Origin of the sequence: Acinetobacter sp. YH12219 (genome assembly GCF_013417875.1) — a bacterium.
Taxonomy (GTDB): Bacteria; Pseudomonadota; Gammaproteobacteria; order Pseudomonadales; family Moraxellaceae; genus Acinetobacter; species Acinetobacter amyesii.
Genome location: NZ_VPDC01000022.1, coordinates 18979 through 33160, shown reverse-complemented (window position 1 = coordinate 33160; position 14182 = coordinate 18979). Strand labels below are relative to the sequence as shown.

At 39.8% G+C, this 14182-nt stretch carries 14 protein-coding genes; 3 read left to right on the top strand and 11 right to left on the bottom strand.

Annotated features, from left to right (window positions below):
- Nucleotides 1-179: 179 nt before the first annotated feature.
- The 11 genes from FTV04_RS13730 to rpmH all read right to left on the bottom strand — a co-directional run bounded on the left by FTV04_RS13730 (nt 180) and on the right by rpmH (nt 9764).
- Nucleotides 180-2591, bottom strand: coding sequence for a DUF927 domain-containing protein (locus tag FTV04_RS13730; RefSeq protein WP_180089995.1), 2412 nt, complete (start codon nt 2589-2591; stop codon nt 180-182).
- Between the two features lie 52 nt (nt 2592-2643).
- Entirely contained in the window at nt 2644-2925 is a 282-nt protein-coding gene (locus FTV04_RS13725; RefSeq protein WP_180089993.1) for a hypothetical protein, read from the bottom strand.
- A gap of 2 nt (nt 2926-2927) precedes the next feature.
- Nucleotides 2928-3086, bottom strand: coding sequence for a hypothetical protein (locus FTV04_RS13720; protein ID WP_180089991.1), 159 nt, complete (start codon nt 3084-3086; stop codon nt 2928-2930).
- A gap of 2 nt (nt 3087-3088) precedes the next feature.
- Entirely contained in the window at nt 3089-3295 is a 207-nt protein-coding gene (locus FTV04_RS13715) for a helix-turn-helix domain-containing protein (protein WP_180089990.1), read from the bottom strand.
- Nucleotides 3296-3298: 3 nt separating this feature from the next.
- Nucleotides 3299-3535 (bottom strand): AlpA family transcriptional regulator, encoded by a 237-nt coding sequence (locus tag FTV04_RS13710; RefSeq protein WP_180089988.1) that lies wholly within the window; start codon nt 3533-3535, stop codon nt 3299-3301.
- Nucleotides 3536-4206: 671 nt separating this feature from the next.
- Nucleotides 4207-5451 (bottom strand): tyrosine-type recombinase/integrase, encoded by a 1245-nt coding sequence (locus tag FTV04_RS13705; RefSeq protein ID WP_180089986.1) that lies wholly within the window; start codon nt 5449-5451, stop codon nt 4207-4209.
- Between the two features lie 204 nt (nt 5452-5655).
- The gene (gene mnmE / locus FTV04_RS13700) at nt 5656-7011 is read right to left on the bottom strand and encodes a tRNA uridine-5-carboxymethylaminomethyl(34) synthesis GTPase MnmE (RefSeq protein WP_180089984.1); all 1356 of its coding nucleotides are present in this window, start codon (nt 7009-7011) and stop codon (nt 5656-5658) included.
- A gap of 92 nt (nt 7012-7103) precedes the next feature.
- Nucleotides 7104-8870, bottom strand: a complete 1767-nt coding sequence (gene yidC, locus FTV04_RS13695; protein WP_180089982.1) for a membrane protein insertase YidC — start codon at nt 8868-8870, stop codon at nt 7104-7106.
- 5 nt (nt 8871-8875) lie between these two features.
- Nucleotides 8876-9196: a membrane protein insertion efficiency factor YidD gene (gene yidD, locus FTV04_RS13690; protein ID WP_078189510.1), complete on the bottom strand. Its 321-nt coding sequence runs from the start codon at nt 9194-9196 to the stop codon at nt 8876-8878.
- A 9-nt stretch (nt 9197-9205) separates the two neighbouring features.
- Nucleotides 9206-9598, bottom strand: coding sequence for a ribonuclease P protein component (rnpA, locus tag FTV04_RS13685; RefSeq protein ID WP_078189509.1), 393 nt, complete (start codon nt 9596-9598; stop codon nt 9206-9208).
- Nucleotides 9599-9629: 31 nt separating this feature from the next.
- The gene (gene rpmH, locus FTV04_RS13680; RefSeq protein ID WP_000831329.1) at nt 9630-9764 is read right to left on the bottom strand and encodes a 50S ribosomal protein L34; all 135 of its coding nucleotides are present in this window, start codon (nt 9762-9764) and stop codon (nt 9630-9632) included.
- 660 nt (nt 9765-10424) lie between these two features.
- Here rpmH and dnaA point away from each other — a divergent pair.
- From dnaA to recF, 3 genes are all read left to right on the top strand, one after another.
- Complete coding sequence (gene dnaA, locus FTV04_RS13675) at nt 10425-11810, top strand: chromosomal replication initiator protein DnaA (RefSeq protein ID WP_180005504.1); 1386 nt, start codon at nt 10425-10427, stop codon at nt 11808-11810.
- Between the two features lie 108 nt (nt 11811-11918).
- Nucleotides 11919-13067 (top strand): DNA polymerase III subunit beta, encoded by a 1149-nt coding sequence (gene dnaN / locus FTV04_RS13670; protein ID WP_180089980.1) that lies wholly within the window; start codon nt 11919-11921, stop codon nt 13065-13067.
- Between the two features lie 23 nt (nt 13068-13090).
- Nucleotides 13091-14173 carry a DNA replication/repair protein RecF gene (gene recF / locus FTV04_RS13665; protein WP_180074177.1) on the top strand — a complete coding sequence of 361 codons (1083 nt, stop codon included), beginning with the start codon at nt 13091-13093 and terminating at the stop codon, nt 14171-14173.
- Nucleotides 14174-14182 lie beyond the last annotated feature (9 nt).

The window sequence follows — 14182 nt, the reverse complement described above, 5'->3', positions numbered from 1 at the left end:
AACTCGAAATATTTTTTTTAAAGGGTAACGTGGGTAAAATTTCAGTAAAGTTAAAATAAAACATAAGAATAATTTTATGTGTTGCCTTTGTTGCCCAGGCCAAAAGAATGAGGCAACAGCCTGTAATACAGTCATATCAAGCATGTTGCCTATATTGCCCTTGTTGCCCTATATTTTTACTATTCCCAACTAAATAGAGCGTCTTTGACGACATAAACTCGAATAGCTTTCGTCCGACTAGGTAGGCGAACTGTTTTAGTACTCTTACCTGTATCATGCTCTAATAATTTTTCAATCAATAAAGCCTTTACTACTTTTCGACTATCGTGTCCTTTGCATACTTCCTTTTTAAATTGCTCAGGCAACACAAGAAACAACTTTTCGCCGTTCTCTATCTTCCAGTAGCCCACTCGATTGAAAATCTTATCGATATGGTTAGGGTCAGGTGTTATCGATTCAAAGCGGCTGGATTCATTCGCCTCAAAGAATGCCTTGACATGCAAAATATACTCTTTGGTTTGATAGTCCCCGACATATTCAAAGCTATTCACCCATTGACTAAAGACAGTTTTCACAGCGTTAAATGCTGTACCTGTTTGCCATCCTGTAATCCCTGCTTGAGTAGCAAGCTCGCCTCCAACGGCAATAAGGGCAAAGGCATTCGCCACTCGTACAATATGACCTTGTTTATGTTCTGCAACCAATTCAAGGTTATATTGCTCTAATAGCTGCTTAGCTTGGCTAATGACATTTTTCTTATCACTGGTGAGGTATTTCAACCACGCCATGCCTGCAACGCCATAGGACTGATTAGAATGCTCTACAAGTAGCCTTGATTGTTTTGCACCATCGTCGGCAAAGTCAATCTGATCAAATAAGCCATATTCGGACTGGTCTATATCAATATCAATCAAACGGATTTCTTGACCAAGTTTGGTTTTTTGTCCGTGTTCCTGCATGATTTCCTTGAGGCTCTTTTCACCTGTAGACAAGAATATAACTTTCCATGTGTATGAGGGTTTAGCCGTGATTTGCTTGGTTAATCGTGCCTTGCCTTTACCATTGGCAAGCATATAAGCAATGTTGCCCAGCTCTTTAGGATTGGCGACCTCTCCAATCTCATCCAGTGCCAAGAACCCATCATTGTGAATATACGCCGTATGCTCTAAAGCATTGCCGGTCGATTTCCATGTTTTGCAATAGTTGCTTGGTTTGCCCCATACACTACAACCGACATATAACGCCGTGGTTTTACCTTTAGAAGATTGCCCTTTAAAGTGAACGCCTGCACCTGACTGTTGCTCCAGTGGTGCAAGTAATTGACCTGCAAAAGCCGAGCTTAGTGCAACCACTAATTTTGAGTGAGCCTCAAGGGGAATAGAAATACCCTTTTGCCATTGTTCAAGCGTACCCTTGCTTTGATAGTTGTTATCAATGCCTTGTGTCGTTTGATAAACGATTAAATCATCACTTTCATGCAGTCCGATCTGCTTATTCGGCAATACAAATACATCGTCATGCCATCCAACACGATCAACACATAACGCCCTTGTTTCAGTCGGGTAGCTCATCAAATAACTTTGCAATAAGTTCCTTGCTCTGCCATCGGGTGCAATAATGACACCTTGATACGCTAAGGCTTTTCGCAGCTCTACGCCGTCAGACTGAAATAACTCCATAGATAGGGCTTGAGTATGTTTGACCCCATCAGCATCATACCATTCGAGCAAACGTCCCCAGGCGTTATTAGTAGTATCTCTCGTTTGAGCCAATACTCGAATAGGACTTGAGATATAGCGTTTATATTCGTCATCTTTGGTCTGTTCGATGTAGTACAAGCCATCTTTGAATAGATGAAATACACCATCACCATAACGAAATGGTTTGGCTAAATGTCCTTTGGGCAAACGGTCGGGTTCGGGCAATTGCTCAATGGCATAATCAAGAAATGCTTTTACTTCCTCTGCATCATCATCCTGTAAAAGCTCATTTAAAAACTCGCTTTCACCTACCTTTTGAAATTGATTGAGCAATCGAACAAGACTGTTTTTCTCAAGGTTTTGGAATGCCTCTAAGTGTTCAGGTCGGACTGGCATATAAAGTTTGGTATAGCCTGCCTTTGATAACTGATTAATTACAAATTGAGTTTGCTCAAAATCAAACGGCTTGAGTTCTGTTGGCTTCTTATTGCATAACATAGGCAACACAACCAATACAACGGCATAACCTGTTTGAGCAATCTTAAAAAATGCCTCCAGTCCATAAGTAATGATTACTGACTTGTCATAGTCAAAATCCCCATACTTTGCAAAGCCTTTGGCCAATCCATCAGGTACGATTTGCACACGTTGGCCATCCTGTAATACGGCGCATTGGATCTGCTCAAGCTGGCCATTCACGATAGGAAAAATTAAAGGGTTGTCATACTCAATGCCTTCAATATCTACTTTGCATTGATCAACATAGATCGGCTGTAATGGACTGCCGAAACGCTTAATAATGGGATGCTCGATATATTCCTTATCGGATGGATTTAATAGCGTGCAATTTGCTAGAATCGAATCGGGTTTGATGGGGGCGGTGATATTCATAGTGTCATCGCCTTTTATTTATTCAGGATAATTTGGGTTTGATTAGACATAATCAAATTTCCTCACCTTTAAACGCTAAAGGTAGTATTTTTTCAATCATCTCTAGGTTTGTTTTAATTTCGAGAATAAGGCCAGCTACAACACTTCCATCAATCATTAACTCATTATTACTATCAAAACACTGAAAAGTAGCTTCAGAAATATTCATTGAACTTGATATTAATCCAGAAACAATATCTTGAGCATTTAAATGATTGGCTTCAGCATGTGGAACAAAGAAAGTATCAATACTGCTTAAAAGTGAATTGTAAGTTTTTTGGGCCTGGTTAGACATAATTACTCTCCCCATACTTTTTTCAGTGATAAAGACATGCTTTCAACTAAACCTTGCTTGTGTGCAAAGTCAGAAGATTGAAGTCGTTGACGAGTAATTTTATGGATATTATTCGGTACACTAACGTCGTGTTTATTTAAATTAAAAATAGATAAATTCATGCCTACGCCTCATTAAGTTCGTAACAAGCATGAGAGCCTTTTTTATTTGAATTTGGCACTCTATGAGTCAATATGTCGTAACCAATATTACGTAAACGATTAATGACAGCACTTAGACGGTAGCAGTTAAAATAGGTAATAGCTTCGGTTTGACTCAATGTCTTACCACTTTTCAAGTAATTTAAAACTTGGGCTTGATGATTTTGCATGATTTAAGCCTCCAAAATTGCATTGGTGGCTCTATGGCTTTCTACTCTTTCCGTAATCCACTGATCTATCTCCGATTCAATCCAAGCAACACGTCTTTCAGACAACTGTAATGGCTTAGGAAACTCTCCTTTTGCCATCATAGCGTAAATGGATGAACCGCAAAGTCCTGTTTTAACTTGAACTTCTTTGCGGCGAATTAAGCGATTATTTTCAATTTTTTGATTTTTAGATGTATTCATCTAAACATTCTCCGAAACGGAAATGCCTAGACACAAATTTAGTTACTAGAATAAAGCTGTATTTATATTCATTACACACATAGCTATTTACAACTATTTAGACACACATCTACTGAAATTAACTTTCAATATTATTCTTTGTGGAATAAAGATGGTATGCTAATTTATTCGTTAACGAATAGTTTAGGTTCATTACTATTCGCATGTATGTAAGATTTTTGACTTTATCTACATTCTAGTTTTCCTAGTTTGTGCCCTGTCATGGCAAAGTTAAAAAATAAAGGCTTCTGGTAATTGGCGTTACCAAAGCCAACTGCTTCACAAAAAGATCAAGTATTGGCGTACTTGGTCTTTTTTATTATTTATCGATTGCTTTGTATATATTGCAACTCAATGAACTTGCTATAACTCTATAAGAGTCATAATAAAATTACTACCCATCTTAAAATCAGTTAAAAAAGCACTTTTGAACATCTAGCATCTGTAAATATCAAAATATTTATATGCCCACGGTTAAATTTTTAAATTTAAAATTCACGTACACCATTGAGATTTATAATTTTATAAAATACTGTTTTTTATAAACATTATGTTCAATTAAACACAGTGTTCAAATGAACATAATGTTTATTTACTCATTTATCATTGATTTTTTTACAATATTTTACAATTCAAGCTGTATTAATTATTTTAGACGCATTAAAGAAGATTATATTTCGCTCATAAATTACACTGAATATAAAGTTACTCCACTTTTGCATCATCTCTGTACGCTCTTTTTCATACTTTGCTTTGTTATATACACCTCTAACACCTTTCGCCGTATGGTTTAAACAAGCCTCAATTGCATCACTATTAAAGCCTTGCTCATTTAGATGCGTACTTGCTGTACGGCGCAAATCATGAACAGTGAAGTTGGGTATATCTGTTAAAGATAATGCTGACTTTTGAGCTGTGTTAAAAGCATTGTGACTAATATGTGTACCTGATTTCCTACCTACAAAAACATAAAGCTCATCACCAGCAATCGTTTTTAATTCTTTGAATATCTCAATCACTTGGTCTGACATATAGACGACCATTTCACGGCTATGGCCTGTGGTGCTATCTGCCTTTGTTTCAGGAATAAGCCATATACGATTATCAAAGTCCACATGTTCCCACTTAGCACGTAATAATTCGGACTTTCTAACCAAGGTCAGCAATGAAAGTAAAAGGCCCAACTTTCTAGGTCGGTGAATTCTTGAATTTAAGAGGGTGGTGTAATAAGTACGGATTTCACTTGTACTTAAATATCGATCTCTAGGTTTTGCTTTATGTATTTGTCGTGATGGTATAGCTAACACGGGGTTATACGACACCAGGCCCCAAGTTATTGCATAATCAAACATGCGCTTTAATAAGCCTCTAACTTGGTTAGCTGCCGCATCATATCCCTGTTCTTTTTTGCGCCATATTGTACGGCGTATATCTTCAATGCTGACTTGATCTAAAGGTATGTGGCCCATCATTGGGTAAATATCATTATTCAGGCATAAAACCATGTTGTAAGGGTTTTTACGGTCTTTTTTAATGACCTCATTTAAATAACGCTCACCGTAATCCTTAAACAATAGAATATTCGTAACCTTATTTTTATTCTGTTTTGGTGAAATACCTTTAGCCACCAATGACGATGACTCATCTCGAATCTGTCTAGCATCTTTCAGTGACAAATCAGGATAACGGCCTAAAACCAGTCTTTCCTGTTTCCCATTTAAAGAATAACGATACCACCATGACTTAACACCAGTCGTTGTTATATCCAAGAACAAGCCATTGGCTACCGTATCTTTAGCTGTATATCTCTTTTCACTTGCTTTTAAATTTTTTATTTCTCTGTCTGTAGAAAAAAATATCTTTTCTGTTGAGGCCATAATTTAGTCACCATATAAAAAATATAGCCACTTTAAATCTTGTGACTTAGTAGTGACTAAAAAAATCATAACACTAGTTGAACACATTGAACATATTGGAAGAATGACAATGCAATAAAAAAGCACTAAGTTGTTAAAACTTAATGCTATTTAATTAACATAGTAACTTACTGGAACTTATTAGAATATTAACTTAAATTGAAATTACTTTCCGATACAGAACGATCCAAAAATCTTACCGAGTAGATCATCTGCACTGAAATCGCCCGTAATTTCACCTAAGGCATTTTGCGCCAAACGTAGAGACTCGGCTACCAACTCACCCGCATGATAAACCACCAACTGCTCACGTGCTTCTGCAAGATAGCGCTGCGTGCGCTTCATTGCGTCTAAATGGCGTGTTCGAGCAATAAAGGTGTCTTCCTCTGGTTGAAAGCCTGCATGCGCTGTAATCGCATCAATAAGCGCTTGAACGCCGGTTTCTTGTTTAGCCGAAACACGAATATGTCGAAAACCGTTTAAATCGGTCATTTCCGCGGTAGATCCCGTCAAATCGCATTTATTACCAATCAGCATCAAACGCTTCGGTTCAATATGATCGGCGAAGTACGCTTGAGCCAATTGCAGTGGATCTTCGCCCTGACTTAAGTCATAGACCAAAAGTAACAAGTCAGCTTGCTCAATTTCTTTAATTGCGCGGCGAATCCCTTCTTTTTCGACGATATCACCGGTTTCACGTAAACCAGCGGTATCGGTCAAAGTAATCGGCAAACCATTGAGGCTGATTTTTTCATGTAAAACATCACGTGTCGTACCTGCAATATCCGTCACAATCGCACGTTCCACACCCGCCAAAGCATTGAGTAGAGATGACTTACCTGCATTGGGTTTACCGGCAATCACCACTTGTAAACCCTCACGTAGTAACTGACCTTGACGAGCAGACTGCTGTACAGCATGGACCGAGCTTGCCACTTCATCCAATAAGCCCAAAATCTTACCATCCGCCAAAAAGTCGATTTCTTCTTCAGGAAAATCAATCGCTGCTTCCACATGCAAACGCAAATGGATAAGTTTTTCTAACACCGTATTGACCTTGCTCGAAAAAGCACCTTGTAATGAACGTACCGCAGAACGCGCAGCAGCTTGTGAGGTGGCATCAATCAGGTCGGCAATCGCCTCGGCTTGCACCAAGTCCATTTTGCCATTTTCAAAGGCGCGCATTGAAAATTCGCCCGCTTTTGCAGCAATAGCGCCCAATTCAAGTAACCGCGCCAATAATGCATTTTGAATAACGGGGCCGCCATGACCTTGAAGCTCCACCACATCTTCCCCCGTAAAAGAGTGCGGATTTGGAAAGCAAATCACCAAACCTTCATCCATGATTTCATTCGATGCATCAAAAAACTTACGGAAACCAGCAAAACGTGCTTCAGGCAGGGATTGCTGCGTTAATGCTTCTGCAATGGCATAAGATTGGGGACCAGACAGGCGAATCACGCCGACACCACCACGACCCGGCGGTGTGGCAATTGCTGCGATGGTGGTTCGGTTTAACATAAAATTCACCTAAAAATTTTCAAACGACAGATAAAGAAAAATCCGCCTAAGATTACCATCTTAAGCGGATTTATTCAGCCCATCAGCAATGCTTAGTTTGCTGAGTCAGCCGCTTCACGTTTTAAACGTTCTTTTTCAACAGATTTGTTAATCAAACCTTGTTGAAGAATAGTAATACTGTTGTTACAGATCCAGTAAAGCACAAGGCCCGCAGGGAAGAACAACATAAATACCGTAAAGATCACTGGCATGATTTTGAAGACTTTCGCCTGCATTGGATCAGCCGGTTGTGGGTTCAAACTTTGCTGAATAAACATGGTTAAGCCCATTAATAGCGGCAAAATAAACCACGGATCCATCGCAGATAAATCTTGAATCCAACCTAACCATGGCGCATGACGAAGTTCAACAGACTCCATCAATACCCAGTACAAAGCAAGGAAGATCGGCATTTGGAGCAATAACGGCAAGCAACCTGATAGTGGGTTCACTTGTTCACGTTTATACAATGCCATCATTTCTTGCGAGAAGCGCATACGGTCTTCACCGAACTCTTCTTTCATGCGTTGCATTTCAGGTGCAATCACACGCATTTTCGCCATAGAGCGGTAGCTCTTCGACGACAATGGCCACAAGATCAGTTTCACCAGAATCGTCAATAGAATAATTGACCAACCCCAGTTACCCACTAAACCGTGGAAAAACTCAAGACCGACGAATAATAATTTCGCAATAGGCCATAACCAACCGTAGTCTACAGTTTGGTTTAAACCAACCGCCAATTCTTTCAATTCAGATTGGATTTTTGGACCTGAATAGAACGTTGCATCTACTTCTGCCACAGTTCCTGCAGGAACATTGATTGCAGGCGATGTGAACTGAATAATGTTCATATCATCAGTAGATTTACGTGACTCAAGTTTCGCAGCATACGGTTGACCATTGGCTTGCGTTAATTTGATCTGTCCAGGAATCCACGCACTCACGAAGTAATGCTGAACCATTGCAACCCAACCGCCAGTTGCTTCAACATTCAATTTTTCTTCATTGAAGTTGGCAAATTTAAGTTTGTTGTAATGTTCTTCAGGCGAACCCCATGCACCACCAAGGAATGTACCTAAAGTGAAAATACCTTGATCAGATTTACCTGGATCTTCAGAGTTGTCGCGTTTAAGCTGACCAAACATCTGACCTTGCCAGTTCTGAGCACTGCGGTTCACGATTTTATGATTCACGACAACAGGGTATTCACCTTCAGTGAAGTTAAAGGTTTTAATAACCTCTACACCATCTGCTGTTTTATAAACCATTGGTACTGACAAAACTTTTGCTGTTTGGCCATTTTTACCCTTCACAGCTTTTGCGTCATTTAACGTATATGAAGATTTTTCAATCTCATAGGTCGGACGTCCTTTCGGATTGCCGTCAGGGCCATTAAGACCAATTAAGCCAGACTGAGCAACATAAGTCCGTTTCGCATCGCTTTCAAGCATTACAAACGGTTCGTCGCTGTCTTTATTTTTGTCATGATTGAGTAATTCAATACGAACAATATCGCCACCCTTTGGATTAATCCAAAGATGGTAAAGGTCAGTTTGTACTGAAATTAACTGTTGACTAACAGGTGCAGTGGCATCTGTTGTTTGTTGTGTAGCAGCATTATTTGCTTGCGGCACATCAGTAGCAGCCGTAGCTGTCTGGCCATTTGGTAAATCGGCAGATACTTCATGCGTTACCACCGCAGCATTTTGCTGAGGTTTTTGTTCCGCATTTCCATAATCTTTCTGCCAAGCCAAAATGAGCAAATATGCGACAACAAACATGGCCCCTAGAATTGCAATCCTGGCCCATTGTTGCATAGGTATTACCCCAAGTGGTTAGAGTGATTTTGGTTCAATAAACGTTCACGAAAGGGTACAGCAACGTGAAGCGTTTGAGAATCTATTTGCTGAAATGAAATAAAACGAATTGCTTTTGATGGAACAGGATCATAGCCTGAACCGCCCCAAGGATGACAACGGCAAATACGCTGAACAGCTAGACACACTCCACGTACAGCACCATGTTGATGGACTGCTTCCAAAGAATATTGAGAACATGTTGGAATATAACGACAGCGTGGTCCCAATAAAGGACTAATCGCAATCTGATAGAAACGAATGAGCCAATGCAGTAAACGAACCATTGGTCATCTCTACGCTTGTGGGGAGGTAGCTATTTTTTTATGCTTATTTGCAAGGCGCTGCAATTTTTGCCAAGCAAATTGTAATTGCTGATGCAACTCTGCATTCGGTACCGCCTCTATGCCCATTTTTGGCATAACGACAATATCTAATACATTAGACTGCTGTTGATGCAGGCGAAAACTTTCGCGTGCAAGTCGTTTTACTCGATTTCTTTCATGTGCGCGGCGCACTTTTTTCTTAGCAACAACAATACCCAAACGGCTATTCGGCTGTTCGGAGATTTTTGCTAGAAATAAGAAATGGGGTTGATGCACTTTAAAAAGCGCACCATCGAACACACTTTTATAATCGGCAGCACAGTGTATTCGCACATCTGTGCTAAAGCCGTAAAGTGTTGTCATAACACCCAAGTCTTGACAGTCTTAACTGAAATTAAACAGTTAAGCTGTGACGACCTTTTGCACGACGACGCGCTAATACTTGACGGCCAGCTTTAGTAGCCATGCGAGCACGGAAACCATGAACGCGTTTACGTTTCAACTCAGAAGGTTGGAAAGTACGTTTCATATCGAAACTCCACAAATGATCTTTCAGTAAAGGTTCGCGATTTTAGTGCTCATTGCTTGAGCTGTCAATGAAAAACACGCTTTCTTTCAAAATCTAGGCTGTGATATATCAAGATAATATAAGGATTAGAAATCAGTCAGAAAGTTTTAAATTAAAATATTCACAAACTAAATCATTGTATATATTAATCATTTAAGTTATCTTCAAGTTTACTCACAGATTTATCCACAATCTCAAATTTGTGAATTGGTTTTTATGAATTTAAATTTGAATTTAAACCAACCATCAAGTTATCCCCAGAATGGGTCGATCTTATAAATAAATTCAAATTTTAAAATTTAAATTTATTACTATTAGTGTTGATATTTTCTGTGGAAAACGTATTTTTAGATTTAAAAAACAAATAATTACATTGTGGATAACGATGTTTTTATAATTTTGATAGTTTGTGGATAACTTTGTGCTACAATTTATCCACAGCTTGCAGATAAACTTATCCACATGTGATTTAAATTTAAATTTAAACTCAATTTGCGTTTTTTTGATCGATTTCGACTGATTTGTTCATGACAGATGTGGATAAGATGGTTAGAATGGCTGCCCGCTTAGGCGGGGTTGAATTATTTTTTTACGTACAATGGACTGAAATAGGGGTTTCACATGCTTTGGACAGACTGCTTAACTCGCTTGCGACAAGAGCTTTCAGGAAATGTCTATACAATGTGGATACGCCCACTGGTGGCAGAAGATGCAGGTGATAGTCTAAAACTCTACGCACCGAATCCGTATTGGACACGCTATATTCAAGAGCACCATTTAGAACTGATTTCAATTTTAGCGGAACAGTTGTCTGAAGGTCGGGTACGTAAAGTTGAGATTTTGGTTGATTCACGGCCTGGTGCAATTTTATCTGCAGCTGAACAACCAGCAACAACCACCGCAGCATTAGAGTCAACACCACAAGTATCGGCACCGACTCGTCCTAAAAAAGAAAAAGAAGAGACGTCTTCAAAAAATAACCGTAAGCGTCAGCTTAACCCATTATTTACCTTTTCCTTGTTTGTTGAAGGCCGTTCCAATCAGATGGCGGCAGAAACCTGTCGTAAAGTCTTGACGCAGCCCGGTGCTTCGCAGCATAACCCGTTATTTTTATATGGACCGACTGGTTTAGGTAAAACCCATTTAATGCAAGCCGTAGGTAATGCATTATTGCAAGCGAAGCCGAATGCACGTGTGATGTACATGACGGCTGAAAGTTTTGTACAAGACTTTGTGAGCTCGCTACAGCAAGGTAAGGTCGAAGAATTCAAGAAAAACTGTCGTTCGCTAGATTTGTTATTGGTGGATGATATTCATTTGTTGGCGGGTAAAGAGGCCAGCTTAGTTGAGTTTTTCTATACCTTCAACGCGTTATTGGATGAATCTAAACAAATCATTTTAACCTCAGATCGTTATCCAAAAGAACTGACTGAGCTAGATCCACGTTTGGTTTCACGTTTTTCATGGGGCTTATCGGTGGGTGTTGAACCGCCTGATATTGAAACCCGTATTGAAATTTTACTGAAAAAAGCGGAAAGCAATGGGGTGGAACTTCCACGGAATTGTGCGCTGTTTATTGCTCAACAAGTGGTTGCTAATGTCCGTGAACTAGAAGGTGCGCTGAATAAAGTCGTAGCCATTTCTCGTTTTAAAGGCACCCCAATCGATCTAGATGTGGTGCGTGAATCGTTAAAAGATGTGTTGGCAATTCGTGCGCGCACCATCAGTACTGAAAACATTCAGCGTGTGGTGAGTGAATATTTCCGTATTCCATTGAAAGAATTGGTTGGTCCAAAACGTACACGTATTTATGCACGTCCACGTCAGTTGGCTATGGGGCTAGCACGTGAACTGACAGGGGATAGTTTCCCTGAAATTGGTATGGCTTTTGGTAATCGTGACCACAGTACTGTGATGCATGCCTGTGAAAAAGTACAAAGCCTGCGTGAAGAAGATCCAATCTTCAATGAGGACTATAAAAACTTGCAACGTCTGCTGCAAAGTTAAGTCTTTTCGTTCAAATTCTGTTCTTGCAATGCGGTATATTCTGCCGCATAGTACACTGCTAAAAAATTAATTTATTTTGTCTATCTTCAGTTTTTAGAGGAATGTATCGTGCGTTTAAAAATCGCGAAAGAAAGCTTACTGAATGTTCTATCACATGTCGTAGGAGCGGTTGAACGTCGCCATACCTTAAATATTTTATCCAATGTAAAAGTACAGGTAACAGAGCAAGCTTTGACCATTACGGGGTCGGATCTTGAAGTGGAACTGGTTGCAAGCACATCACTTACTGAAGGTGCATGTTTACAAGCAGGTGTGACGACTGTTCCTGCACGTAAATTGATGGATATCTGTAAATCATTACCGTCAGCGGCATTGATTGATTTGCAAATTACTGAAGATCAACGTTGTATTTTAAAATCTGGAAACAGTCGTTTTGTATTGGGTACTTTGCCTGCAGAAGACTATCCATTATTAACCACTGAAAATACTCAAGGCACTCAAGTCAGTGTGACTCAGCGTGAGTTAAAGCGTTTATTTGAGAAAACATCTTTTGCCATGGCGGTTCAAGATGTGCGTTTCTATTTGACAGGTACTTTGCTTGAAATTGATGAAAATCAATTGCGTGCAGTAACGACCGATGGTCACCGTTTGGCGATGTGTGAAACAGCGGCAAGCTCGAATGCGACACAAGCAATGCAAGCGATTGTTCCACGTAAAGCTGTAGGTGAATTGCAGCGTCTATTGAGTGTTGAAGACGAGCAATTATCGTTGTTAATTGGTCGTGAATTATTAAATGTAACAATTACTATTGCCAGCCGTGATAAAGAGCAGGGTGATATTACCGTACGTTTCACCACAAAATTGATCGATGGTAAATTCCCAGACTACCGCCGTGTGATTCCACGTGGTGGCGATAAAAACGTGCGCATTGCACATGATGTATTTAAACAATCACTGCAACGTGTAGCGATTTTAAGTAATGAAAAATTGCGCGGCGTATTCTTGAAGTTTGATGCGGACACTTTACAACTTCGTGCCAATAACCCTGAGCAAGATGAAGCAATCGAAGATCTTGCGATTCAATATGCAGATGCACCGATGGAAATGTCGTTTAATGCACAGTACTTATTGGAAGTTCTGAATGTATTGGATGGTGATGATGTTGCAATGACCATGACAGAAGCGAACCAGTCGGTATTGGTACAAGATCCACAGCAACAAGATCAAACCTATGTTGTGATGCCAATGCGTGTTTAATTCGGACTGACGTCTCAATTATTATGCATATCACGCGTTTACATGTAGAACGTGTTCGAAATTTAAAGACGGTTGCACTCTCTGGGTTGCAGCCGTTTAATGTCTTTTATGGGCAAAATGGTTCAGGTAAAACGTCTGTATTAGAAGCAGTACATTTGCTGGCAACTGGACGTTCTTTTCGAACCCATATTCCGAAAAACTATATTCAAAATAATAGCCCTGACGCTGTCGTCTTTGCGCAGTCTGCAACAGACCGCATTGGTATGCAAAAAATGCAGTCGGGCGAGCAAGTGATTAAAGTCAATGGCGACCTAGTGGGGACACAAGGGCAGTTGGCTAAGATTTTACCGCTACAACTCATCGACCCACAAAGTACGGATATCATTGATCATGGTGCGAAGCCACGACGTCAACTTTTAGATTGGTTGATGTTCCACGTGGAACCGGAGTTTTACCATGCATGGCAATATTATGCACGGGCATTAAAACAGCGGAATAGTTTACTGAAATCACGACGTCATTTGAGTCTGTCTGACTTAGAACCGTGGAACAAAATGCTCAGTGACTATGGTGAGATATTACATAGTCTACGCAGCAATGTGGTGGAACAGTGGACTCGATATTTCCAACAAGATCTTGAAGCATTATTGCCTGATTTAACAGTGACATTGGAATATAGTGCAGGCTTTCATGCTGAAACAGGACTGCTGAATGATCTGACTAATCAGCATTTTAAAGACTGCGAGCGTGGCTTTACTGAGTATGGTCCGCACCGTGCAGATTTAAGGTTAAAAACTGCTATGGGGGATGCTGATGTTGTGCTCTCACGTGGGCAAAAAAAGTTATTGATCATGGCGTTAAAACTGTCACAGATTGCAATGCTACATGCTTGTAATAAGGAAACTGTGGTATTATTAGATGATCTGACAGCAGAATTAGATTTAACCGCACAACAGCGTTTAATTGAGCGTTTAAGCCATCTTGGTAGTCAAGTTTTTATTACCACTTTAGACCATGATTCAGTGCAAAAACACTTACATGATTTATCTATTTCTTATCAATTATTCAAAGTTGAAAATGGTACGGTGCAGGCTGTTGTGCAATGAAATACCACC